Source organism: Pseudomonas palmensis (assembly GCF_049942755.1).
Taxonomy (GTDB): Bacteria; Pseudomonadota; Gammaproteobacteria; order Pseudomonadales; family Pseudomonadaceae; genus Aquipseudomonas; species Aquipseudomonas palmensis.
The window spans coordinates 5,782,817-5,806,884 of record NZ_CP187958.1; the positions used below are offsets into that span (position 1 = coordinate 5,782,817).

The window sequence follows — 24,068 nt, forward strand, 5'->3', positions numbered from 1 at the left end:
GGGCTTTGTATCGCGAGGGGGCAATACGCAAAGGGCTCCGTCCCTGGAGATGGAAATCCGGGGGTTCGGATGCGCGCAGTCTGAACAAAAGCGGGGATGGGCTCCAACGCAAAAAAATGCAGCTTGAGTGCAATTATTTTGCTGGATGAGCCGGCGGGAGGATTCTGGCAGGAGCGCAAGGCTGCGCTCCTGCCGCTGACCGGGCCTGAACGGCCGAATCAGCCAAGCAGTGCCGGGTCGATGCCGTCGCAGTCGAAGGCGATGTAGCCACCCACTTCATCGGCCCTGCCATCGGTGATCTCGCCGTGATAGGACAGGCCGTTGCTCAGGGTGACGCAGATGTGGGTGGGGTCCTGCGGGGCGTCCAGCTTGCCGTTGAACTCGACCGTGAAGCGGGTTTCGCCATCGACCTTCAACCCGATCAACACATTGGCATTGTCCACGGCCTCGGTCTCCTTGCCTGCGTATTCGGCGCTGACGGTCACGGTGGCGGTGTCTTGATACATGCTAGAGCTCCAACGGCAGGAATGCGTGACGCCCACTGGCGCCAACCGGCGGCTAGGGTAAGCCACCAGGCGGGGTGTGGGGAATCCCCGTCGGGCGCAAGGTTGCAATTTGCATGAGGCAAAACGGGCACTCATGCAGGCTGCATGGCCTTAGGACGGTTCGGCTTTACAACTGATTGATTTTGAAAGGATAAATATTTCGTAGCATTTGGCACAGCAACTGCTCTACAGGAGGGGGAAGACCCATTTCATGACTGGAGCACCAACAATGATTACAAGTGCCGATACCTACGCCGTCCCCGCGGGGGACACCTCCAGCCACTCAGGGGTGTCCTGGGCGGCCATCTTCGCCGGTGCCACCGGTGCCGCCGCACTGTCGCTGATCCTTATCGTGCTGGGCTTCGGCCTGGGGTTCTCGGCTGTCTCGCCGTGGCCGGGTGATGGCGCCACGGCCAAGCAACTGGGTATTTCGAGCATCGTGTGGCTGGCGCTTACGCAGATCATTGCCTCGGGCCTGGGCGGCTACATCGCCGGGCGGCTGCGGGTCAAATGGGCCAACCTGCATGGCGATGAAGTGTATTTCCGCGATACCGCCCACGGTTTCCTGGCCTGGGCCTTTGCCACGCTGGTAACTGCGGTGCTGGTGGTGGGTTCGGTGAGCTCGGTGGTGAGCGGCGGCGTCCAGGCCGGCGCGATGGCGGCCTCTGGCGTGGCTGCGGCTGGTGCCGGCGCGGCTGCCAACAGCAGCAAGGCGAGCAATGACGATTCGGCCTACTTCATCGACATGCTGTTCCGTGACGAACGCCCGGTGGCGGTCACCGATGACGCGGCCCACGGCATTGCCGCGCGCATCTTCGTGCGTGGCCTGACCGACGGCCAGCTGAACGCCGAAGACCGTGCCTACCTGGCCAACGTGATTGCCCAGCGCACCCAGATCAGCCAGGCAGAAGCCGAACAGCGCATCGACACCGTGTTCGCCGAAGCCCGCCAGGCCATCGAAGAGGCCAAGCAACTGGCCGACGCCGCACGCAAGGCCGCTGCCGCCTCTGCGCTGTGGATGTTCGTGGCGCTGCTGTGCGGCGCGTTCTTCGCCAGCCTGTTCGCCATCTGGGGTGGCCGTCGCCGTGATGCCGCCGTGTTCCTGACGGCCGACCCGGTGCGCGTCGACCCCACCACTGCCCGTACCCTCTGACAGGAGATTCACCATGCGCTCGATACTGCTGTTCTTCCTCGGTGTGCCTATCCCGATCATCATTCTGATCGCCTTGTTCATGCATTGATGCACACACAAAGCCCCCGACCCGTCGGGGGCTTTTTTGTGGGCGACTGGCACGGCCGATAAATTCAAAAAGGATATAAAAATAACTATTTATTCTAACTAAAAGTAATAAAAAAATTGCACTCCGCGGGCATCAGCCTTTACTTTCAGGCCCTACCAGAAAACACCTGACGAACCCGCCTGCGGAGCCCTCACCATGTCCAACAAACCTCCTTCGACCCTGCGCCGCCTGCTGCTTGGCGGTGCCTTTGCCGCGCTCGCCAGCCTGGTACTGCCTGGCCCGGCCGCCTACGCCGAGCCAACCAAGAACCTGCGTATCGGCTACCAGAAGTTCAACAGCGTCAACATTCTCAAGGGCTCCGGCGCCCTGGAAAAAGCCCTGGCACCGCAAGGCATCAAGGTCAGCTGGTACGAGTTCGCCGCCGGCCCGCAGTTGCTCGAGGCCCTGAGCACCGGCGCCATCGACCTGGGGCACGCCGCCGATGCGCCCTCGGTGTTCGCCCAGGCATCGGGCAAGTCGGTGGTGTACCTGGCCGCCGAACAGCCCTACCCGCGCGGCATCGGCATTGTGGTGCGCGAGCAGGACAAGGTCGCCGATATCGCCGCCCTCAAGGGCCAGCGCGTGGCCACCGGTCGCGGCTGGAATGCCCAGTATCTGCTGGCCGTGGCCCTGCAGGACACCGGCCTGAGCTACAAGGACATCGACCCGGCCTACGTCAACAACGCCGCCGATGCCGTGGCCGCCCTGCAATCGGGCAGCGTCAAGGCCGTGACCCTGTGGGACCCCTTCCTCGCCGCAGCGGAAAAACAACCCGGCCTCAAGACCCTGCGCGACGGCACCGGGCTGACCAACAACCGCACCTTCTACCTGTCTTCGCCAGCCTTTGCCGACGAGAACCGTGGTGTGCTCAAGACCTTCTTCACCGAGCTGGGCAAGGTCAGCAACTGGGCCAACGCAAAACCCAAGGAAGTGGCGGCCCTGCTGGCTCCGCAACTGGGTATCGGCGCCGACGTGCTGGAAGTGGCCAGCGAGCGTCGCAACTACAACGCAGTGGCCATCACCCCCGAGATCACGGCCGAACAGCAGAAGCTGGCGGACACCTTCCAGGGCCTGGGCCTGATTCCCAAGCCGCTCAAGGTCGCCGACGCCGTGTACCCCGTCTCCGTACTGCCTTGACCGCGAGCGATTCGAGCATGTCCAAGCCCATCCGTTTCAACGCCTTCAGCATGAACGCCGCCACGCACCAGTCGCCGGGGCTGTGGCGCCACCCACGCAACACCAGCAGCGATTTCAATCGCCTGAGCTACTGGACCGGGCTGGCCAGGCTGCTGGAGCGCGGACGTTTCGACGCGCTGTTCATCGCGGATGTGCTGGGCGTGTACGACGTGTACCAGGGCAGCCACGACGCAGCCCTGCGCGGCGGCGTGCAGGTACCGGTGAACGATCCGTTGCTGATCGTGCCGGCCATGGCCGGGGTCACCGAGCACCTGGGCTTCGGCATCACCTTCAGCCTCACCTATGAGCACCCGTACCCGTTCGCCCGGCGCATGTCGACACTCGATCACCTGAGCGACGGGCGGGTGGGCTGGAACATCGTCACCGGCTACCTGGACAGCGCCGCGCGCAACCTGGGGCTGGCCCGGCAGCTGGCCCACGACGAGCGTTACGAGTTGGCCGAGGAGTACCTGCAGGTGCTCTACAAGCTGTGGGAGAAGAGCTGGGACGACGATGCGGTGGTCCGCGACCGGTCCCGCGGGGTGTTCGTGGAGCCTGCGCGGGTGCACCCGATCGGGCATGCCGGTGCGCACTTCCAGGTGCCTGGCGTGCACCTGAGCGAACCATCGCCACAACGCACCCCGGTGCTGTTCCAGGCCGGCGCCTCGGCACGCGGGCAGCGCTTTGCCGCTACCCATGCCGAATGCGTGTTCATCAGCGGCCCGACCCAGACGGTACTGCGCAGCTATGTGGACGGCATTCGCCAGGCCACGCGCGAGGCCGGGCGCCAGGAAGGCGAGGTGCTGATATACGCGCAGGCGCTGCTGATCGTGGGTGACACGCGCGAAGCGGCCCAGGCCAGGCTGGACGAGTACCGCCAGTACGTGGATATCGAGGCGGCGCTGGCCTTGCTGTCGGGCTGGACCGGCATCGATTTTTCCAACCTGGAGCCGGATGCGCTGATCGAGTACATCGAAAACGATGCCGGGCGCACGGCGCTGGCCGCCTTTACCAGGTCGGACCCGAACCGGCGCTGGACCGTGCGCGAGGCGGCGGAGTTCGTCAGCCTGGGCGGGCGTGGCCCGGTGCTGCTGGGGTCGCCGGTGGAGATTGCCGACCAGCTGGAGCAGTGGCTGGATGCCACCGGCATCGACGGCTTCAACCTCACCTACGCGGTGGTGCCGGATGACCTGCAGGCGGTGGTCGACACGGTGGTGCCGGAACTGCAGCGGCGCGGGCGCTATCGCACCGAGTATGAGGCAGGCACCTTGCGCCACAAGCTGTTCGGGCGTGGGGATCGGTTGCCGGCTGAGCATGCGGGGCGGTTGGTGCAGATCTGAAACCGTGCCGTCTGCAATCGCGGGTCAAGCCCGCTCCCACAGGTTAGACGGTTTCTGTGGGAGCGGGCTTGACCCGCGATTGCAGCACCACCGTTACCGCGTGATATATGGCCACTTGCCTCCACGCTATTGACCAGGATCAACAGATCGCAAAATCACACTCCTACACTAGATAGAGGAAATCAGAACGCAAAACAGGCCCACCATGAGCGAAGAATCCACCGTACACCCCCTGCCCCTGCCATCCGCCTCGTCCAACGACAGCAGTTCGCCGGCCACGCCCAAAGCGGCCGTCACTCGTTCGCGCCGCCCACGCGCCCCGCGCAAGCCTGCTCAGGTGATCCCTGCCGAAATCGAAATCAGTGCCATCAGCCACGAGCCTGCCGCGCTGCAGGTGGCCAGTGCGCCGCGTCGCGGCTCCAACGAAGACAGCGTGTCTGCCGCCCTGCCCGCCAATTACCCCTACCGCAACCGCATGCGCCGCGCCGAGTACGAAAAGGCCAAGCATGAGCTGCAGATAGAGCTGCTGAAGGTACAGAACTGGGTAAAAGCCACCGGCCAGCGCATCGTGGTGCTGTTCGAAGGCCGCGATGCCGCCGGCAAGGGCGGCACCATCAAGCGCTTCATGGAGCACCTGAACCCGCGTGGCGCACGTATCGTGGCCCTGGAAAAACCTTCCGACCAGGAGAAGGGCCAGTGGTACTTCCAGCGCTATATCCAGCACCTGCCCACCGCCGGTGAAATGGTCTTCTTCGACCGCTCCTGGTACAACCGCGCCGGCGTCGAGCGGGTGATGGACTTCTGCACGCCGATGCAGTACCTGGAGTTCATGCGTCAGACCCCGGAGCTTGAACGCATGCTGTGCAACAGCGGCATCCTGCTGTTCAAGTTCTGGTTCTCGGTGAACCGCGAAGAGCAACTGCGCCGGTTCATCTCGCGCCGTGACGACCCGCTCAAGCACTGGAAGCTCTCGCCCATCGACATCAAGTCGCTGGACAAGTGGGACGAGTACACCGCCGCCAAGGAGGCGATGTACTTCCACACCGATACTGCCGATGCACCGTGGACCGTGATCAAGTCGGACGACAAGAAGCGCGCGCGCCTGAACTGCATCCGCCACTTCCTGCACACGCTGGACTACCCCGACAAGGACCCGAAAGTCGCCCACCAGCCCGACCCGTTGCTGGTCGGCCGCGCCTCGCGCGGGCTGGAGGAAGAGGACCTGGTCAACACCCACTGACCACCGCTGGGGGCGCGTCAGGATGGCGCGCTACCTGCGGCCTAGCGCTTGTTTTTCTTCTTCAGGGCCTTCAGGCGCTTGGCCGCCCGCTCCACCGTGGCCATTTTCTCGGGCCGCTTCATGCGCTTCCACTGCTTGATCTCGTCCTTGCTGCGCCCGCAGCTCACGCACAGCTCGCCGCTGAGCTTGCACGCCGAGATGCACGGGTTGTCGATATCCTTGGCCATGCTGCGCGCTCAGCGCCCACCGCCCAGGTCGATGAAGCTGCCGGTGGTGTAGGAGGCCTTGTCCGACAGCAGCCACAGGATCGCTTCGGCCACTTCGGCCGCCTGCCCGCCACGGCCCATGGGGATGCCCGGTTCCAGCTTGCGGACCCGCTCGGCATCGCCGCTGAGGGCATGGAAGTCGGTGAAGATGTAGCCCGGCCGTACGCCATTGACACGCACGCCCTCGCCCGCCACTTCCTTGGCCAGGCCCAGGGTGAAGGTGTCCAGCGCGCCCTTGGAGGCGGCGTAGTCGACATACTCGTTGGGCGAACCCAACCGCGCGGCCACCGATGACACGTTGACGATGGCACCGCCCGGCCCGCCATGGCGGGTCGACATGCGTTGCAGCGCATGCCTGGCGCACAGCATCGGCCCCACCACGTTGGTTTTCATCAGCTTGAGCAGGCGAAACTCGGACATCTCTTCCACCCGGCTCTGGTGGCCGATGGTGCCGGCGTTGTTGACCAGCGCCGTGACCCGGCCCAGTTCCTTGTCGACACGCTGGAACAGCTGGATGATTTCATCCTCGACGCTGACATCGGCGCGCACCGTGATCGCCTCGGCACCCAGCGCGCGCACCTGCTCCAGCACGCGATGGGCCGAGGCGTCATCGGCAAGGTAGTTGATGCAGATGCGGTAGCCGGCCCGCGCAGCGGCCAGCGCAGTGGCCGCGCCAATGCCGCGACCGGCGCCGGTAATGATGATCACGTTGTCCATGGATACTCCTGGCCCCAATGCCGTTCACCCGGCAAGGCTAACGCAGCATGGGGCAGCGGGCAAAGGGCTATCAGGCCTTGGGCTCGGGCTTTTGCAGCGGGTACAGGTGCTGGCGCACGATGCCTTCGGGCAGGTCCTTGCCGAACACGCCGTAGCGGGTCGGCCATTCCTTGCGCGGCAGCTTGAAGGTGCCGAACAGCATGTCGACCAGGGGCAGGTGGATCGCGTAGTTCTTGTAGATGTAGTCCTTGTGCCGGGCATGGTGCCAGTGGTGGTAGCGCGGCATCACCAGCACGTAGTTCAGCCAGCCGCCGTCGATTCGCACGTTGGCATGCGCCAGCACCGCCTGCACGCCCACCAGGATCACGTAGGCATTCATCGCCTGCGGCGAGAAGCCCAGCAGGATCAGCGGTACCAGCACGCCGGTGCGGGTCAGCAGGATTTCGGCGAAATGGATGCGCGAGCCGGCCAGCCAGTCCATCGCGGTGCTGGAATGGTGCACCGCATGGAAGCGCCACATCCACGGAACCACGTGGTACAGGCGGTGCAGCCAGTACTGCCCCAGGTCGGCGACGAACACCGCCAGCACGAACTGCACCACGATCGGCAGGCTCTGCACCTTGGCCTGCAGCGTTTCGGACACCACCCAGCCGGCCAGCCAGGTGGACGAGGCGGTGACGAAGATCAGGATGAACTGCACCAGCATGTGGCTGACGAAGAAGTAGCTCAGGTCGGTACGCCATTGCGGGCGCAGGATGTTCTGCTGCGGGTCCTTGGCGTAGAGCTTTTCCAGCGGGATGAAGATGATCGCCGAAACCAGCAGCGCCAGCACGAACCAGTCAAGGCCAAGGGAATACGGGGTTTGACCGATGGTTTCGGTCTGAATGTTGGTGCCGCCCAGAAACACGGCCAGGCCCGCCGCGCTGATGCCGGTGAAGCCCAGGCGCTTGCGCCGGTTGAGCAGGATGTTGAGGGTGCCCAGGCTGAACGCCAGCACCAGCCCGGCCAGCAGCAGGGTGCGGGCGAACTGCTCGCTGTAGACCTTGCGGAACTCGCCGAAGGTCAGCCACTGCGGGAACAGAAAGCACAGCACCGCCAGCAGGCTGAGCAAGCCGAGCATGGCCGACAGGTAGCCGCTGATACGCCCTTCACCGAACCGGAACGGCTCGTGCCCGTGACGCTTGAAGTAGGCCTTGAGTGCCTGCATGGGTCATGTTTCCTTGATTGACTGTGGTACTCCATCACCGATGGTCGCCCTGACCAGGCACGACGCCACCGTTTGGGGTTAGAGGAGCGAGTGCTCCCACAGGTCACGCAGGCAGTGTCCTACCTTACAAATCTGTAATGCAGCGCTCAGTCTGGCGACAGCTTCACCCGGCTATGCTCCAGCCATGAGCCCGGTTACCCTGTTGCACTGACCGACCACCGATCATTCGAGACGCGGGTTGCCCTGACGGCGGCCCCGGAGATCCACGATGCTGAAAAAGAATTTCGTTGCCTTCGGCCTGCTGGCCATGAGTGCGCTGGCCCAGGCCGGCCAGACCATCGATGTGTACCGCGACCCCAACTGCGGTTGCTGCAAGGAATGGATCAGCCACCTGCGCGACAACGGCTTTAGCGTGAATGACCATGTGGAGCCGAACATGAGTGCAGTCAAGCAGCGCCTGGGCGTGGCGCCGCGCCTGGCGTCGTGCCACACCGGGGTGATCGACGGCAAGTTCGTCGAGGGCCATGTGCCGGCCGAGCAGATCCAGCTACTGGCCAAGCGTCCCGACCTGCGCGGCCTGGCCGTGCCGGGCATGCCGATGGGCTCGCCAGGCATGGAAATGGGCGATCACAAGGATGCCTACCAGGTCATCGGCCTGACCCGCGACGGCACCGACGAAGTGGTCGCCAACTACCCGTGAGCACGGCGCCATGCTGAGCGGCTGGGGGCTGTTCCTCAGCGCCTTTGGCGCCGCCACCCTGCTGCCGTTGCAGTCCGAGGCGGTATTGGTCGGGCTGCTGCTGCACGAACCTGATGCCTGGTTGCTGCTGCTGGCGATTGCCACCGCCGGCAATGTACTGGGCTCGGTGGTCAACTGGCTGCTGGGCCGGGGTATCGAGCACTTGCGCGACAAGCGCTGGTTTCCGTTCAGCCAGGCCCAGCTGGACAGGGCCCAGCAGCGCTACCAGCGCTATGGCCAGTGGTCGCTGCTGTTGAGCTGGATGCCGGTGATCGGCGACCCGCTGACGCTGATCGCCGGGATCATGCGCGAGCCATTCTGGCGTTTCATGCTGCTGGTGACCGTGGCCAAGGCCGGGCGTTACCTGGTGCTGGTGCTGCTGACCCTGGGCTGGGTGCACAGCTGAGCGGCTTCAGCAGAAGCGTTGCAGTTGCATCTCGCGCAGCCGGCTGAGGGTGCGACGGAATGGGAACTCCAGGTAGCCTTCGGTATACAGCGCCTCGAGTGCCACCTCGGCCTCCACGTACAGCGCCACGCGGCGGTCATAGCATTCATCGACCAGCGCGATGAAGCGCCGCACGCTGTCGTCGTGAATCGACAGCTGCGGCAGTTCGCGATCCCCCGCCACTACCCGCTCGGCGCCGTCCTCGGTGCCGCGGGCGATTCTGCCCGGTCGTTGCCGGGCCCCGAGTGCAGGCACCTCGCCCAGCAGAATGACCTTGAAGCGATCACACAGGGCCATGAAGTCCATGGCGGCCAGGGGCTGCTCGCACAGTTCGTTGTAAGTGCACCACACCGCCGAGGTGCTGCGTCGCACCACCTTGACCGTGCGGTAGCCCAGGCTCAGGTCCTCGCGGGTGGCCGGTTCACCCGCGCTCGACTGCTCGAACACCTGGCCCAGCGCGCTGGGCTGGCCCGGCTGGCGCACCCAGTAGCGTTGCAGTTCGGCACCGGGATGCAGGCGATGGTCCTGGCCGCCGTCCACCGCCACCACGTGCATGTGCCGCTCGATGGCGGCAATCGCCGGCACGAAGCGTTCGCGATTGAAACCGTCGGCGTAGAGCTGCGCCGGCGGCTGGTTGGAGGTGGCGACGATGACCACGCCGCTGTCGAACAGCACCTGGAACAGGCGACCGAGAATGATGGCGTCACCGATGTCGTTGACGAACAGTTCGTCGAAGCACAGCACGCGGATCTCTTCGGCCAGGCCGTGGGCAAGGGCCTGCAAGGGGTCGGCGGTGCCGTTGAGCTGGAACAGGCGCTGATGCACCCAGCGCATGAAGTGGTGAAAGTGCTGGCGGCGGGCGGGCACCTGCAGGCAGCGGTGGAACTGGTCCATGAGCCAGGTCTTGCCGCGCCCGACCGGGCCCCACAGGTATACCCCACGCGCCACCTCGCCGCGCTCAAGAGCCTCGAAGCAGGCTTGAAGGCAGTCGACGGCATGCTGCTGCGCAGCGTCGGGGACAAAGCCATTGAGCTCGATGGATTGCTGGTACAACGACAGCGGGGTGAGGCTGGACATGCCGGGGGCCTGTGCGGAAAAAGGCCAAGGGTAGCATCAGTGACGTTTGCGGGGCGTGCTTCGCCTGCAGCAGCCGGCCTTGCCGGCAAAGGACGCGCCGCCGCTTACTGCGTCAGGCCCACCTTCAGCAGCGCACCGTCACTCTCGTCGGTCAGCACATAGAGAAAGCCGTCCGGCCCCACCCGCACATCGCGAATACGCGCATTCAACTGCCCAAGCAGGCGCTCTTCATGCACCACCTTGTCGCCATCCAGTTGCAGGCGGATCAGCTCCTGGGCGGCCAGCGCGCCGATGAACAGGTTGTGGTCCCAGGCCTTGAAACGCGGGTTGTCGTAGAACGCCATGCCGCTGATGGCCGGGGACTTCTCCCACACGTGCAGCGGGTCCACCGCGCCCTCGACGCGCTTGCCCTTGGCCTCGGGTATCGGCAGCAGCGAGTAGTTGATGCCGTGCGTCGCCAGGGGCCAGCCGTAGTTCTTGCCCGGCTTGGGAATGTTGATCTCGTCGCCGCCGCGAGGCCCGTGCTCGTTGGTCCACAGTTCGCCTGTCCACGGGTTCAATGCCGCGCCCTGCTGGTTGCGATGGCCATACGACCAGATCTCGGGGCGCACGTTGCTCTGGCCGACAAAGGGGTTGTCCTTGGGCACCTGGCCGTCGGGCAGCATGCGCACCACCTTGCCCTGCAGCTTGTCCAGGTCCTGGGCGGTGGGCCGCTGGTTGTTCTCGCCCAGGGCGATGAACAGGTAGCCGTCGCGGTCGAACACCAGCCGCGAACCGAAGTGGTTGCCGCTGGACAGCTTGGGCTGCTGGCGGAAGATCACGTTGAAGTCGTCCAGGCGCAGGTTGTCGCTCGACAGGCGGCCGCGCCCCACGGTAGTACCGGCCGTGTCGCCATCACCCCCGCCTTCGGCATACGAGAGGTAGACCATGCGGTCCTGCTCGAACTGCGGCGACAGCGCCACGTCGAGCAACCCGCCCTGCCCCTTGGCCCACACCTGCGGCACGCCGCTCAACGGCGAACCGACCTTGCCGTCGGCACTGATGATGCGCAGGTTGCCCTGGCGCTCGGTCACCAGCATGCCCTGCCCGTCGGGCAGGAACGCCAGCGCCCAGGGGTTTTTCAGCCCCTCGGCCAGGGTACTGACGGTGAGCTGGCCTTCCTCGCTGGGGAAGGTGCGCTCGGGGGCGGCGGTGGCGGTCAGCGGAAACAGCGCCGCAGCGCAGAGGGAGAGTAGCCAGGTACGTGAAGACATGCAGGGTTCCTTGCAGTGGGCCAAGCGATCAGGGCGTACGCGTCGATTCGCGCGGCGGGCGGGAGGGGTCCAGGCGCGGCGGCACCTGTTCACGGCGCAGGTTCTGGCCGTTGCCGATGCCGCCATTGTCGAGGGTGGGTGGGCGCGGCAGCGGCTGGGTGGAAGGCCCGCGCGGCGGTGGCGTGGAACGCACGGTGCCCTGCTGGGAATTGGGGTTGGCGCGGCGCACCGGGTCGTTGTAGGGATTGCCCGCGTCGGCGGCCTGAACAGGCATACCCAGTATCAGGCTCAGTGCTGCGCCGGTCAGTGCCGGCAACCATCGGTTCATCGCGTTCATCTCCTGCACAACGTCAGTGGCCCCAGGCGTTGGATAGCCTACGGCGCGAGAGGTTCGCGACGAAACCCGTTGCCGGGCCAGAGATGATTCAGATTGTTACGCTGCTTGCGCCACTTTCAACCGCGCCAGGCATTTGCCACACTGCAGAGACATTTGTCCGGAGCCAAGCCCCATGCCCTGTTTCCTGCGTCATACCCTGCGTGTCGGCCTGGGCCTGCTGCTGGCCCTGAGCCTGAGCGCCTGCGCGTTGCTGCAGGGGCGCGACCCGTTGACCATCAGCGTGATCGGCATCGAGCCGCTGCCCGGCCAGGACCTGGAAATGCGCATGGCGGTGAAACTGCGGGTGCAGAACCCCAATGAAACGCCCATCGACTACAACGGCGTGGCGCTTAACCTGGAGGTCAATGGCCAGCCGCTGGCAACCGGGGTCAGCGATCAGCACGGCAGCATCGGGCGCTATGACGAAGCGGTACTGAGCATTCCGGTGAGCATCACCGCGTTCTCGATGCTGCGCCAGGCCGTGGGCCTGAGCCGGGTGAGCAACCTGGATGGCATGCCCTATGTGCTGCGCGGCAAGCTGGCCGGGGGCGCCTTCGGCACGATGCGCTTCACCGACAGCGGGCGGCTGGCGCTGCCCAAGCCCACCGATACGGCGTGGTAGCGCTGGGGGGTCGGCTACTTGGCAGCCGCCATCAGCTTGTTGACTTCGCTGCGCACCATGTTGGCGAACTCCGGCGGCGACATGCCGTCGAGCTCGGCCCGCACCCACTCGGCCCATTTGCCCTTGCGCCGCGGCTTCTCGCTGATCAGCCGCGCGGCTTCGGCCTTGGCCTTGCCCAGGTTCGATTGCCAGAGTTCGAACAGTCGCGACTTCTCGTCCTCGATCTGTGCCCGCTCGGCGAAGCTCATGTTGGCCAGATTGAAACTCATGGGGATTCCTGCCACTTGAAAATGGGGGCTATCTTACACTGTAGCCACCGAGCGCCGCCAAGGCGCTGCAACTTTCGGCGCGCTCAGGCATCCATTGATACAGTGACCATCATTCAACGAGGAAGCGTACATGGCCAGGAAAAGCACCCTTAAAGCCGATGCCGAACAAATCAAGGACCAGGCCTTCAGCGAACTGCAGGCGCTGATCGAAGAGTCTGACAAGCTGCTCAAGGACAGCTCCACCCTGGTGGGCGAAGAAGCCGAGACCCTGCGCGCACAGGTGGGCCTCAAGCTCAAGCAGGCCCTTGATGCGGTGGGCGGCGTGCGTGAAAAGGCCAAGCCGGCGGTGGATGCCACCGAGGATTACATTGGCGGCCACCCGTGGCAGACCGTGGCGATTTCGGCGGGCTTCGGGCTGGTGGTCGGGCTGTTGCTGGGACGTCGCTCCTGACACCCAATCGCGGGTCGAGCCCGCTCCCACAGGCTTGCACTGTACCTGTGGGAGCGGGCTTGACCCGCGATGCATTCAACGCAGTTTCAAGGGGTCCACCACCCCACACGCAATCGCCATCCCCACCAGGTCCGGCAGGTGTTCGGCCTGCATGCGCTTCATCACCCGCGAACGGTACAGGTCCACGGTCTTCACGCTGACCTGCAACTGCTCGGCAATCTCCCGATTGGTATAGCCCTGCACCAGGGGCACGAACACGTCGCGCTCACGCGGGGTGAGGCTGTCGATGCGCCCCTGCACTTCATCGCGCTGGCGACTGCTGACCTGAACCCGTGACGAGCGCCCCAGGGCATCCTGCACGCTGTCGAGCAACAACTGGTCGTTGTAGGGCTTCTCGATGAAATCGATGGCCCCGGCCTTGAAGGCGCGTACCACGATCGGCACATCGGCATGCCCGCTGACAAAGATCACCGGCACCTGCACGCCCCGGGCGCGCAAGGCTTCCTGCACGCTCAGCCCACCCATGCCGGGCATGCGCACATCCAGCAGCACGCACGCCGGCAACGCCGCATCGCAGGCCTCCAGAAAAGCCTGGCCACTGGTGAACGGCAGCGCCTGCAGGCCCACCGACTCCAGCAGCCAGACGGTGGAGTCGAGCATGCCCTGGTCGTCGTCGACCACGTAGACCTTCGGTTCCTGCATGGAAATCCCCTTGTTCATGCACTGGCCACCGGCGCCAGCCGACAGCACAAAATCAATCCGCCGGTATCACCCGGGTGCGCCTGCAAGGTACCGCCGAACCCTTCGACGATACTGCGGCTCATGCTCAAGCCCAGCCCCAGCCCTTCGGGCTTGCTGGTGGTAAACGGGGTGAAGATGCCGTCCAGCTGCTCGGCGGCCACCCCGGGGCCCTGGTCGGCCACCTGGATACGCAGCCAACCGGCCTGCTGGTCGGCGCTGATCAGCACGCGCGAAGGCGCCCCGGCATGCTGCTCGCGGTTGGCGTCGATGGCATTGCGCAACAGGTTGAGCAGGACCTGTTCGAGCAAGACACGGTCGGCGTATACCGGCGGCAGGTTGTACACCATGTGCTGCTCGATGGTCACCTGGGCCTGCGCCGCCTCCCAGGCACACAGGCGCACGGCCTCGCGCGATACATCGGCCACGTTGAGCGCCTGCAAGCGGCGCGGCTCCTTGCGCAGGAACGAGCGCAGGCGCTTGATCACTTCGGCGGCATGGGTGGCCTGCTCGGTGATGCGCTGCAGGCCCTGGGCGACCCGCCCGGCCGCCTGCGGGTCACGCTCCACCGCCAGCAGGTAGCGCTGGCTGGCACTGGCATAGTTGACCACCGCTGCCAGCGGCTGGTTGATCTCGTGGGCGATGCCGGAGGCCAGCTCGCCCAGGGTGACCAGCCGCGCGGTGTGCGCCAGTTCATCCTGGTGTCGGCGCTGCTGGCGTTCACGCAGCTCGCGCTCGGTCATGTCGCGAGCCACCAGCGAGTAGTAGCGCTCGCCACCTGCGGCCCGGTGCGCCAGCAGTACCAGCGACACCGGGAACGGCGCCGAGCCGTTGTAGGGCGCCAGCCGCGCCTCGCATTGCCACACCCCTTCGCGCTCGGCGCAGGCCCAGCCCTCTTCGTCGAGGCGTTGCAGGGCTTCTTCGTCCAGCAGCTCGCGCAGGGGCGGCACGGCCTGCACCTCCAGCAGGCCCAGTGCACGCCGGGCGGAACGGTTGAGGTAGGTGAGCTGGCCGGCGGGGTCGGTGAACAGCACCAGGTCGGTGTTGGCCTCGACCACCTCGGCCAGGCGCCGGCGGTTTTCCTGGGCTTCGATGCGCACGGTGATGTCACGTGACACGCTGACGATCTCGACCACCGCACCGGTGTAGGTTTCGCGGATGGCGCGGCTGGCGATCTCGAACCACAGGTCGCGGCCATCGCGGTGGCGCACGCGACAGGTCATGGTCTGGTAGCCGTCCTGCTCCAGCGCCTGGGAGGCCTGCAGCAGCGATTGCTGGCGGTCCTGGGGGTGAAACAGCGACTGCACCGCCACCCCGCGCAGCTCTTCCGGCCAGTAGCCCAGCAGGCGATAGGAGGCCGGCGAAGCATCCAGGAAACACCCGTCGGGGGTATGGCGCGAGATCAGGTCGGTGGTGTTTTCGGTGATCAGGCGGTACAACCGACGTGCCTGGCTGGCCTCGCGCTCGGCCAGGCGCTCCACCGTGGCGTCGCGGCAGCGGGCCAGCACCTGCAGGCCGCCCTCCAGCGGGACGAAGGTCCACAACAGGATACGCTGTTGCACCAGGGCCTCGACCTCGGCAATCGCCCGCTGCTGGTGCAGGCAGGCGCTCACCAGCGCCTTGTAGTTGGCGGGCAGCAGGCTGCCGACGGGCGGCTTGGGCCAGGTGTCAAACAACCCCTGCACCGCCGGGTTGGCGGCCACCACCTGGGCGGCGGCATCGAGCAGCACGGTGGGTTGCGGGTCCTTGTCGAGCAAGGCCGAGGGAGGAAAGGTCACTTGGGGCTCCGGCTTTTTATAGTATTTATACCATATTGCTATAGTCTATCTTCCAAGTAATATGGAGAACAGCGTAAAAATGAAACACCGAAGTCGGTCTGCGTACCGCCTTCCAGAAACCTGATCAGAGCTAACAATCAGCCATCGGAGGTTTCAGCCAGCGCCTGATCGCGGCTGCCTCCTGCACAGGAACCGTTCATGTCGATCTTCTCCCAGGGCCTGCAGCCCGCCCCCGTCAACCATGTCGCCCTTTCCCCGCTGAGTTTCATCGAACGCACGGCTGCGGTCTATGGCGATTACCCGGCGGTGATCCATGGTGCCATCCGCCGCAACTGGCAGGAAACCTACCAGCGCTCCCGCCGCCTGGCCAGCGCCCTGGCCGGCCGCGGTATCGGGCTGGGCGATACGGTGGCGGTGATGCTGCCCAACATTCCGGCCATGCTCGAGGCGCATTTCGGTGTGCCGATGATCGGTGCGGTGCTCAACGCCCTGAACGTGCGCCTGGATGCCGAGGCCATCGCGTTCATGCTCGAGCACGGTGAAGCCAAGGTGCTGATCACCGACCGCGAATTCCACAAGGTGATCGAAGCAGCGCTGGGCCTGATGGCCCACCCGCCGCTGGTGATCGATGTGGACGACCCGGAGTACGGCGAGGGCCGCGCCGTCAGCGACCTGGATTACGAAGCCTTCCTGGCCGAGGGCGACCCCGAGTTCGTGTGGCACTGGCCCCAGGACGAGTGGCAGGCGATCTCGTTGAGCTACACCTCCGGCACCACCGGCAACCCCAAGGGGGTGGTCTACCACCACCGCGGCGCCTACCTGAACGCACTGGGCAACCAGATGACCTGGGCCATGGGCAACCACCCGGTGTACCTGTGGACCCTGCCGATGTTCCACTGCAATGGCTGGTGCTACCCGTGGACCGTGACGGCCCTGGCCGGCACCCATGTGTTCCTGCGCCGGGTCGACCCGCAGAAGATCCTGACCCTGATTCGCGAGCACCAGGTCACCCACCTGTGCGGCGCACCGATCGTGCTCAATGCGCTGATCAACATGCCCGACTCGGCCAAGGCCGCCATCGACCACCCCGTGAACGCGATGGTGGCCGGGGCGGCGCCACCCGCCAAGGTGATCGGCGCGGTGGAGGAAATGGGCATCAAGGTGACCCACGTCTACGGCCTGACCGAGGTCTACGGCCCGGTGACGGTGTGTGCCTGGCATGCCGAATGGGACGCGCAGCCGCTGGAGGAGCGGGCCCGCATCAAGTCGCGCCAGGGCGTGCGCTACCCTACCCTCGAGGGGCTGATGGTGGCCGACCCGCAAACGCTTGAGCCGGTGGCCCGCGACGGCAACACGCTGGGCGAGATCTTCATGCGCGGCAACACCGTGATGAAGGGCTACCTGAAGAACCCCGAGGCCACCGCCGAAGCCTTCCGAGGCGGCTGGTTCCATACCGGCGACCTGGCAGTGTGGCATGCCGACGGCTATGTGGAGATCAAGGACCGGCTCAAGGACATCATCATTTCCGGAGGCGAGAACATCTCGACCATCGAGGTCGAAGACACGCTGTACCGCCACCCGGCCGTGCTCGAGGCTGCGGTGGTCGCCCGCCCGGATGAAAAATGGGGCGAAACCCCCTGTGCCTACGTCACCCTCAAGGCCGGTTTCGAAGGTACCCGCGAGGCGGACATCATCGCCTTCTGCCGCGAGCATCTGGCCGGCTTCAAGCTGCCCAAGACCGTGGTGTTCAGCGAACTGCCGAAAACCTCCACGGGCAAGATCCAGAAGTACCTGTTGCGCGACTGGGCCAAGGCGCTCTGACCTTTTTTCACCTTTATTCGGAAACCGTTATGCCTGAGTTCAATGCACCGCTGCGCGACATGCGTTTTGTTCTTCACGAAGTGTTCCAGGGCCCGGCCCTGTGGGCACGCCTGCCGGCGCTGGCGGCCAGCGTCGACGCGGATACCGCCGATGCGATACTGGAAGAGGCGGCCAAGATCACCGGCCAGCTGATTGCGCCGCTCAACCGCAGCGGCGATGAGGAAGGCGTGCACTTCGCGCAGGGTCGGGTCACCACTGCGCAGGGGTTCGTGCAGGCCTGGCAGACCTACCGCGAAGGCGGCTGGGTCGGGCTGGCGGGCAACCCCGAGTACGGCGGCCTGGGCATGCCCAAGATGCTCGCGGTGCAGTTCGAGGAGATGCTCTACGCCGCCAACTGCAGCTTCAGCCTGTATTCGGCGCTGAGCGCCGGCTGCTGCCTGGCCATCGACGCGCACGCCAGCGATGCATTGAAGGCCACCTACCTGCCGGCGCTGTACAGCGGGCAGTGGGCCGGCACCATGTGCCTGACCGAACCGCATGCAGGTACCGACCTGGGGATCATCCGCAGCAAGGCCGAACCCCAGGCCGATGGCAGCTACCGGGTCAGCGGCACCAAGATCTTCATCACCGGCGGCGACCAGGACCTGACCGAGAACATCGTGCACCTGGTGCTGGCCAAGCTGCCCGACGCGCCGGCCGGGCCCAAGGGCATCTCGCTGTTTCTGGTGCCCAAGCGCCTGGTGGGCGAGGACGGCAGCCTGGGTGAAACCAACGCGGTGAGCTGTGGATCGATCGAGCACAAGATGGGCATCAAGGCCTCGGCCACCTGCGTGATGAACTTCGATGGCGCCGTGGGCTACCTGGTGGGCGAACCCAACCGCGGCCTGGCGGCGATGTTCACCATGATGAACTACGAGCGCCTGTCCATCGGCATCCAGGGCATCGGCTGCGCCGAGGCGTCGTACCAGAATGCCGCACGCTACGCCCGGGACCGCCTGCAAAGCCGCGCCGCCACCGGACCGCTGGCCAGCGACAAGGTGGCCGACCCGATCATCGTGCATGCCGATGTACGGCGCATGCTGCTGAGCATGCGCGCCCTGACCGAAGGCGGCCGGGCGTTCGCCACCTATGTCGGCCTGCAGCTGGATATCGCCAAGTACGCCGAGCAGCCGGAGGAGCGCGAGGCCGCGCAGCGCCTGGTGGCCTTGCTGACACCGGTGGCCAAGGCGTTTTTCACCGACATGGGCCTGGAAAGCTGCGTGCTGGGCCAGCAGGTGTTCGGCGGCCATGGCTACATTCGCGAATGGGGCCAGGAACAGCTGGTGCGCGATGTTCGCATCGCGCAGATCTACGAAGGCACCAACGGCATCCAGGCGCTGGACCTGCTGGGGCGCAAGGTGGTGGCCGATGGCGGACAGTCGCTGGCGCTGTTCGCCAACGAGATCCGCAGCTTCTGTGAAACCCGTCCGCCCTTGTGCGAACCGCTGCTGCATGCCCTGGCGCAGCTGGAAAGCGTGAGCCAGTGGGTACGCGAGCAGGCCACCGGTGATGCCAATGCCGTGGGCGCGGCGTCGGTGGAGTACCTGCACCTGTTCGGCTATGTGGCCTACGCCTACATGTGGTCGCGCATGGCGGCCACTGCCCGCGAACGGCGCGAGCAGGAGCCGGCGTTCTACGAGGCCAAGCTGGCCACGGCTACCTTCTACGTCGAGCGTCTGCTGCCCAGGGTACTGTCGTTGCAGGCCAGCATCCGCGCAGGCAGTGCGCCGCTGTACCAGTTGCCAGCCGAGCTGTTCTGAGCCGCGCAACGCTCCAGGCGGGTGCTTAAACGATAAAAACCACGCATTTGCGTGGTTTTTCATTCAAATATTTCTTACAACTGATAGTCATTCACGATGAACTCGGTTCTCGTTGGCCACCTGCCAAGGGTAGAATGGCCAAAACCGGGAGTATCAATGAACCAAACCAGCCTCAGCGCAGCCGAACTTGATGCCATCACCGATGCCGCTGCGCACTGGTGCATGCGCCTGCATGCTGAGGACTGCAGTGAACAGGAACGTGCCGCCTGCGCGCAATGGCGCGCAGCCGACCCACTGCACGAGCAGGAATTCCAGGCCATGCAGGAGATCTGGCAGACCGCCGACCACCTGCCCCGTCCTGCTGCCCCGGTAATCAATCTGTCAGCCAGGCCACGCGGGCGCGCCCTGCGTCGGCTGGCCTCGGCTGCGGCCGTGGCGCTGGTGGCACTGCCGATTGGCGCCTGGGTGGGCTGGGAACAGGGCTGGCTGCCCAACAGCTATGAGCGCGTTGAAAGCGGCAATGCCATCGCCCGCGCGGTGCTGCCGGATGGCAGCGAGGTGGAGTTGAACCTCAACACCACCCTGCGCTACGCCAACTACAAGGACGAACGACGGGTGACGCTGGTCAACGGCGAGGCCTTCTTCAAGGTGCAGCACGATACCCAGCACCCGTTCGTGGTGCGTGCCGGCAAGGGCCAGACCCGGGTGACCGGTACCCAGTTCAACGTTTGGAAGTATCAGGACCAGGTGAAGGTCACCCTGGTGGAAGGTTCGGTGCTGGTCAGCAGCAACAGCAGCGACCCGGACAGCGGCTATCGCCTGGGCCCCGGCATGCAGGCCAGCTACCGTCGCGGCGACTACGAGCCGGCCCTCAGCCAGACCTATGCCCACGACACCAGCCTGGCCTGGCGCGGCGGCAAGCTGATCCTCGACAATCTGCCACTGGACCAGGCCCTGCCGCTGATCAACCGCTACCTGGAAACGCCGTTGCTGCTGGCGGACGCCAGTACCGGCAGCATCCGCATCAGCGGCATCTACAACACCACCGAGGTCAATCGCCTGGTGAGCAACATGCCCAAGGTGCTGCCGGTGTACCTGACGCGCAACAAGAACGGCGATACGGTGCTCAACCGCATCTCGCCGCCCCCGCGAAAAAGCTGAGCCTCGCGCCCAGCTCCTGCGCCCTGGCGCGCTACAGCACCATCGCCGCTACCCAGCCGAACGCCAGCAACGGCAGGTTGTAATGCAGGAAGGTCGGCACCACCGTGTCCCAGATGTGATGGTGCTGGCCGTCGACGTTCAGGCCCGAGGTCGGGCCCAGGGTCGAGTCCGACGCCGGTGAGCCGGCATCACCCAACGCGCCGGCAGTACCGACGATGCACACGGTGGCCAGCGGGTCGAAGCCCAGTTGCACGCACAGCGGCACGAAGATCGCCGCCAGGATCGGCACCGTGGAGAACGACGAACCGATACCCATGGTCACCAGCAGCCCCACCAGCAGCATCAGCAGCGCCCCGACCGCCTTGCTGTGGTCGATCCAGCCGGCCGAGGCCTCCACCAGGGTCTTCACTTCGCCGGTGGCCTTCATGACCTCGGCAAAGCCGGACGCGGCAATCATGATGAAGCCGATCATGGCCATCATCTTCATGCCTTCGGTGAACAGGTCATCGGTGTCCTTCCAGCGCACGATGCCCGACAGCGAGAAGATCAGAAAGCCCGCCATCGCACCGATGATCATCGAGTCCAGCCACAGCTGGATGATGAACGCCGCGGCGATTGCACAGCCGGCCACCATCAGCGTCAGCGGGTTGTAGCTGACCGCCACCTGCTCGACCTGCTCGATCTTTGCCACGTCGTACACGCGCTTTTTGCGGTAGCTGAAGAACACCGCCAGCAGCAACCCGAACAGCATGCCCGCCGCCGGTATCGCCATGGCCTGGGTCACGTTGACGCCGCTGACGTCCACCCCGCTGCGGCTGACGTTGGCCAGCAGGATCTGATTGAGGAAGATGTTGCCGAACCCCACTGGCAGGAACATGTACGGGGTGATCAGGCCGAAGGTCATCACGCAGGCCACCAGGCGCCGATCGATCTGCAGGCGGGTCAGCACGTACAGCAGCGGCGGCACCAGCAGCGGAATGAAGGCGATATGAATAGGCAGGATGTTCTGCGACGAGATCGCCACCACCAGCAACAGGCCGATCAGCAGCCACTTGATCTTGCCGCCTTCGGCATTGCGCTGACCATGGAACATCGACAGGGCGCGATCGGCCAGCGCATGGGCCAGCCCGGACTTGGCGATGGCCACGGCGAATGCGCCCAGCAGCGCATACGACAATGCCACCGTGGCACCGCCACCCAGGCCGCCGTTGAACGCCTTGAGCGTGCCTTCGATACCCAGGCCGCCCACCAGGCCGCCGGCGAGCGCGCCGATGATAAGGGCGATGACCACGTGCACACGGGCCAGGCTCAATATCAGCATGATGCCGACCGCGGCAATTACTGCATTCATTTCATGACCTCTAGAAACCAGACAAAGCTTGCGCTGCGGCGACAGACTGCGAGCGCAGTGGCCGAACGACAGGTGTTTTTATGGGAGGGCGCACACTCTGAAGCAGCACCCGCCACTTGTCAAAGTACGGGGCTAGACGGCTGCACGCGGGTCGCATGCATGACTGAAAACGACGCATTTCAATTGAACGTTTGAATAAAGAAAAACTGCGCCTGGCCGTTACAGTCGTCAGCCTCAATCTTTTTTTGGATCAAAGGACTTCGTCATGTCGTCGAGACAACTTTCCATCCAGTGGAAAATCACCCTGCTGGCCGGGCTCTGCCTGGCCAGCATCGTTACGCTGCTGGTGGGCCTTTCGCTGTACCGCATGGAGCACAACTCCGAGCTGGTCAAGGCCAGCAGCATGCAGATGCTGACCGAAGCGGCCCAGTCGCGTATCGAGTCCCAGGGCGAAGTCCAGGCCTTGAGCATCCGCCGCCAGTTCATGGATGCCTACCAATACGGTGCAGGCTTTGCGCGCCAGGTGCTGTTTTTGCGCGAGCAGGCCGAAAAGCGCTTTCTGGACGCCTTCGACCTGCGCGAGGACATGACCCGCCAGGTGCGCGCCGCGCTGCAGGCCAACCCCGACCTGCTGGGGCTGTCGCTGGTGTTCGAGCCCAACGCCCTGGACAACAAGGATGCCCTGTTCGCCAACCAGGCCGAGCTGGGCAGCAACGAGGCCGGCCGCTTCGCCCTGTACTGGTCGCAGCCCACGCCCGGCAAGCTGACCTCGATGGCGCTGCCCGAAAAGGACATGACCGACACCAGCATCGGCCCCAGCGGCGAGCCGGCCAACACCTGGTCGGTGTGCCCGCGTACCACGCGCAAGACCTGCGTGATCGAACCCTACTTCTATGACATTGCCGGCCAGCGGGTGCTGATGACCAGCATCGTGTTCCCGCTGATCGTGGCCGACAAGGTGGTCGCCACCCTGTCGATCGACATCAACCTGAACAGCCTGCAGGCGCTGAGCCAGCAAGCCAGCCAGAACCTGTACCAGGGCCAGACCCGCATCGGCATCATCAGCCCGGTGGGCCTGCTGGCCGGCTACAGCCCGGATGCGGGCAAGCTGGCGCAACGCTTCGACCAGGTCGACAGCACCAGCGGCAAGGAGCTGATAGGCCTGCTGAGCAGCGGCACGCCCCTGCAGAGCCTCCACAAGGACGAGCGCCTGAAGGTGCTGGCATCGTTTGCACCGATTCCGGGGGGCAAGCCCTGGGGCGTGCTGCTGGATGTGCCGCAAAGCGCCCTGACCGGCCCGGCCGAGACCCTCAAGAACGAGCTCGACCAGCGCAATACCAGTGGCACCCTGATCGAGCTGGGCCTGGGTGTGCTGGCCGCGATCGTGGGGCTGCTGCTGATCTGGGTGATGGCGCGCAGTGTGACCCGCCCCATCCTGGGCGTGGCCGCCATGCTCAAGGACATCGCCAGCGGCGAAGGCGACCTGACCCGCCGCCTGAACTACGACAAGCGCGACGAGCTGGGGGAACTGGCCGGCTGGTTCAACCGCTTCCTCGACAAGCTGCAGCCGATCATCGCCGAGGTCAAACGCTCGGTGCAGGCGGCGCGCGACACTGCCGACCAGTCTTCGGCGATTGCCTCGCAGACCAGCGCCGGCATGGAGCAGCAGTACCGTCAGGTCGACCAGGTGGCCACGGCGTCCCACGAAATGAGCGCCACCGCCCAGGATGTGGCGCGCAGTGCTGCGCAAGCGGCCCAGGCGGCGCGCGACGCCGACCAGGCGACCCGTCAGGGCCTGGCGGTGATCGACCGCACCACCACCAGCATCGGTACCCTGGCAGCCGACATGAACACCGCCATGGCCCAGGTCGAAGGCCTTGCCGACAACAGCGAGAAGATCGGTTCGGTACTGGAAGTGATCCGCTCCATCGCCGAGCAGACCAACCTGCTGGCGCTCAATGCCGCCATCGAGGCGGCCCGTGCCGGGGAAGCCGGGCGCGGCTTTGCGGTGGTGGCCGACGAGGTGCGCAACCTGGCCCGACGCACCCAGGAGTCGGTGGAGGAGACCCGTCAGGTGATCGAGCAACTGCAGGCCGGCACCCGCGAGGTGGTGGGCGCCATGGACAGCAGCCACCGCCAGGCCCAGGGTAGCGTCGACCAGGTCGGTCAGGCCGTGACTGCGCTGCGCCAGATCGGCGAGGCCGTCACCGTGATCAGCGACATGAACCTGCAGATTGCCAGTGCCGCCGAAGAGCAGAGCGCGGTGGCCGAGGAAATCAACAACAACGTGGCGACCATTCGCGATGTGACCGAGTCACTCTCGGAGCAGGCCAATGAGTCGGCGCGGGTCAGCCAGTCGCTGAACAGCCTGGCCAACCAGCAGCAGGGGCTGATGGACCAGTTCCGCGTCTGATGGT

Annotated in this window: 23 protein-coding genes; 12 read left to right on the forward strand and 11 right to left on the reverse strand. The window is 65.3% G+C overall.

The window, feature by feature from the left end; translation table 11 throughout:
* Nucleotides 1-218: 218 nt before the first annotated feature.
* On the reverse strand, nucleotides 219-506 hold the full coding sequence (locus ACPRTJ_RS26685) for a hypothetical protein (RefSeq protein WP_043861117.1): 288 nt from the start codon (nucleotides 504-506) through the stop codon (nucleotides 219-221).
* 268 nt (nucleotides 507-774) lie between these two features.
* Here ACPRTJ_RS26685 and ACPRTJ_RS26690 point away from each other — a divergent pair, with 268 nt between their 5' ends.
* From ACPRTJ_RS26690 to ppk2, 4 genes are all read left to right on the forward strand, one after another.
* A complete protein-coding gene (locus tag ACPRTJ_RS26690) occupies nucleotides 775-1,698 on the forward strand; it encodes a hypothetical protein (RefSeq protein WP_426427691.1) in 924 nt (307 codons plus the stop codon).
* Nucleotides 1,699-1,981: 283 nt separating this feature from the next.
* Nucleotides 1,982-2,962, forward strand: coding sequence for an aliphatic sulfonate ABC transporter substrate-binding protein (locus ACPRTJ_RS26695; protein WP_078481093.1), 981 nt, complete (start codon nucleotides 1,982-1,984; stop codon nucleotides 2,960-2,962).
* 17 nt (nucleotides 2,963-2,979) lie between these two features.
* Nucleotides 2,980-4,341: an LLM class flavin-dependent oxidoreductase gene (locus ACPRTJ_RS26700; RefSeq protein WP_255000081.1), complete on the forward strand. Its 1,362-nt coding sequence runs from the start codon at nucleotides 2,980-2,982 to the stop codon at nucleotides 4,339-4,341.
* 205 nt (nucleotides 4,342-4,546) lie between these two features.
* Entirely contained in the window at nucleotides 4,547-5,581 is a 1,035-nt protein-coding gene (ppk2, locus tag ACPRTJ_RS26705; protein ID WP_043861121.1) for a polyphosphate kinase 2, read from the forward strand.
* Nucleotides 5,582-5,622: 41 nt separating this feature from the next.
* On the opposite strand, the gene ACPRTJ_RS26710 is transcribed toward ppk2, so the two are convergent.
* The 3 genes from ACPRTJ_RS26710 to ACPRTJ_RS26720 form a co-directional block, all read right to left on the reverse strand.
* Entirely contained in the window at nucleotides 5,623-5,808 is a 186-nt protein-coding gene (locus ACPRTJ_RS26710; protein ID WP_043861122.1) for a DUF1289 domain-containing protein, read from the reverse strand.
* A 9-nt stretch (nucleotides 5,809-5,817) separates the two neighbouring features.
* Nucleotides 5,818-6,564: an SDR family oxidoreductase gene (locus ACPRTJ_RS26715; RefSeq protein ID WP_043861123.1), complete on the reverse strand. Its 747-nt coding sequence runs from the start codon at nucleotides 6,562-6,564 to the stop codon at nucleotides 5,818-5,820.
* A gap of 70 nt (nucleotides 6,565-6,634) precedes the next feature.
* On the reverse strand, nucleotides 6,635-7,771 hold the full coding sequence (locus ACPRTJ_RS26720; RefSeq protein ID WP_043861124.1) for a sterol desaturase family protein: 1,137 nt from the start codon (nucleotides 7,769-7,771) through the stop codon (nucleotides 6,635-6,637).
* Nucleotides 7,772-8,039: 268 nt separating this feature from the next.
* Between ACPRTJ_RS26720 and ACPRTJ_RS26725 the strand changes: the two genes are divergently transcribed.
* Nucleotides 8,040-8,471, forward strand: a complete 432-nt coding sequence (locus tag ACPRTJ_RS26725) for a DUF411 domain-containing protein (protein WP_043861125.1) — start codon at nucleotides 8,040-8,042, stop codon at nucleotides 8,469-8,471.
* 10 nt (nucleotides 8,472-8,481) lie between these two features.
* A complete protein-coding gene (locus tag ACPRTJ_RS26730; protein ID WP_043861126.1) occupies nucleotides 8,482-8,916 on the forward strand; it encodes a YqaA family protein in 435 nt (144 codons plus the stop codon).
* Between the two features lie 6 nt (nucleotides 8,917-8,922).
* On the opposite strand, the gene zapE is transcribed toward ACPRTJ_RS26730, so the two are convergent.
* From zapE to ACPRTJ_RS26745, 3 genes are all read right to left on the reverse strand, one after another.
* Nucleotides 8,923-10,032, reverse strand: a complete 1,110-nt coding sequence (zapE, locus tag ACPRTJ_RS26735; RefSeq protein ID WP_426427696.1) for a cell division protein ZapE — start codon at nucleotides 10,030-10,032, stop codon at nucleotides 8,923-8,925.
* 104 nt (nucleotides 10,033-10,136) lie between these two features.
* The gene (locus ACPRTJ_RS26740; RefSeq protein WP_302099072.1) at nucleotides 10,137-11,285 is read right to left on the reverse strand and encodes a PQQ-dependent sugar dehydrogenase; all 1,149 of its coding nucleotides are present in this window, start codon (nucleotides 11,283-11,285) and stop codon (nucleotides 10,137-10,139) included.
* Between the two features lie 28 nt (nucleotides 11,286-11,313).
* Nucleotides 11,314-11,613 (reverse strand): hypothetical protein, encoded by a 300-nt coding sequence (locus ACPRTJ_RS26745; protein ID WP_043861129.1) that lies wholly within the window; start codon nucleotides 11,611-11,613, stop codon nucleotides 11,314-11,316.
* A 181-nt stretch (nucleotides 11,614-11,794) separates the two neighbouring features.
* On the opposite strand from ACPRTJ_RS26745, the gene ACPRTJ_RS26750 reads away from it, so the two are divergent.
* Nucleotides 11,795-12,283 (forward strand): LEA type 2 family protein, encoded by a 489-nt coding sequence (locus ACPRTJ_RS26750; RefSeq protein WP_043861130.1) that lies wholly within the window; start codon nucleotides 11,795-11,797, stop codon nucleotides 12,281-12,283.
* 14 nt (nucleotides 12,284-12,297) lie between these two features.
* On the opposite strand, the gene ACPRTJ_RS26755 is transcribed toward ACPRTJ_RS26750, so the two are convergent.
* Complete coding sequence (locus tag ACPRTJ_RS26755) at nucleotides 12,298-12,552, reverse strand: hypothetical protein (RefSeq protein WP_043861131.1); 255 nt, start codon at nucleotides 12,550-12,552, stop codon at nucleotides 12,298-12,300.
* 130 nt (nucleotides 12,553-12,682) lie between these two features.
* Here ACPRTJ_RS26755 and ACPRTJ_RS26760 point away from each other — a divergent pair, with 130 nt between their 5' ends.
* A complete protein-coding gene (locus ACPRTJ_RS26760) occupies nucleotides 12,683-13,003 on the forward strand; it encodes a DUF883 family protein (protein WP_043861132.1) in 321 nt (106 codons plus the stop codon).
* Between the two features lie 75 nt (nucleotides 13,004-13,078).
* On the opposite strand, the gene ACPRTJ_RS26765 is transcribed toward ACPRTJ_RS26760, so the two are convergent.
* Both ACPRTJ_RS26765 and ACPRTJ_RS26770 read right to left on the reverse strand, forming a co-directional pair.
* Nucleotides 13,079-13,705, reverse strand: a complete 627-nt coding sequence (locus ACPRTJ_RS26765) for a response regulator transcription factor (RefSeq protein WP_088514900.1) — start codon at nucleotides 13,703-13,705, stop codon at nucleotides 13,079-13,081.
* A gap of 14 nt (nucleotides 13,706-13,719) precedes the next feature.
* On the reverse strand, nucleotides 13,720-15,519 hold the full coding sequence (locus ACPRTJ_RS26770; protein ID WP_104572615.1) for a PAS domain-containing sensor histidine kinase: 1,800 nt from the start codon (nucleotides 15,517-15,519) through the stop codon (nucleotides 13,720-13,722).
* A 198-nt stretch (nucleotides 15,520-15,717) separates the two neighbouring features.
* Here ACPRTJ_RS26770 and ACPRTJ_RS26775 point away from each other — a divergent pair, with 198 nt between their 5' ends.
* From ACPRTJ_RS26775 to ACPRTJ_RS26785, 3 genes are all read left to right on the forward strand, one after another.
* Entirely contained in the window at nucleotides 15,718-17,340 is a 1,623-nt protein-coding gene (locus ACPRTJ_RS26775) for an acyl-CoA synthetase (protein ID WP_302099073.1), read from the forward strand.
* Nucleotides 17,341-17,369: 29 nt separating this feature from the next.
* Nucleotides 17,370-19,139, forward strand: coding sequence for an acyl-CoA dehydrogenase C-terminal domain-containing protein (locus tag ACPRTJ_RS26780; protein WP_043861135.1), 1,770 nt, complete (start codon nucleotides 17,370-17,372; stop codon nucleotides 19,137-19,139).
* 156 nt (nucleotides 19,140-19,295) lie between these two features.
* Nucleotides 19,296-20,300 (forward strand): FecR family protein, encoded by a 1,005-nt coding sequence (locus ACPRTJ_RS26785; protein ID WP_058540429.1) that lies wholly within the window; start codon nucleotides 19,296-19,298, stop codon nucleotides 20,298-20,300.
* 31 nt (nucleotides 20,301-20,331) lie between these two features.
* On the opposite strand, the gene ACPRTJ_RS26790 is transcribed toward ACPRTJ_RS26785, so the two are convergent.
* The gene (locus ACPRTJ_RS26790) at nucleotides 20,332-21,651 is read right to left on the reverse strand and encodes a Na+/H+ antiporter family protein (protein ID WP_054916515.1); all 1,320 of its coding nucleotides are present in this window, start codon (nucleotides 21,649-21,651) and stop codon (nucleotides 20,332-20,334) included.
* Nucleotides 21,652-21,916: 265 nt separating this feature from the next.
* Between ACPRTJ_RS26790 and ACPRTJ_RS26795 the strand changes: the two genes are divergently transcribed.
* Nucleotides 21,917-24,064 carry a methyl-accepting chemotaxis protein gene (locus ACPRTJ_RS26795; protein WP_058540430.1) on the forward strand — a complete coding sequence of 716 codons (2,148 nt, stop codon included), beginning with the start codon at nucleotides 21,917-21,919 and terminating at the stop codon, nucleotides 24,062-24,064.
* Nucleotides 24,065-24,068: the final 4 nt, after the last annotated feature.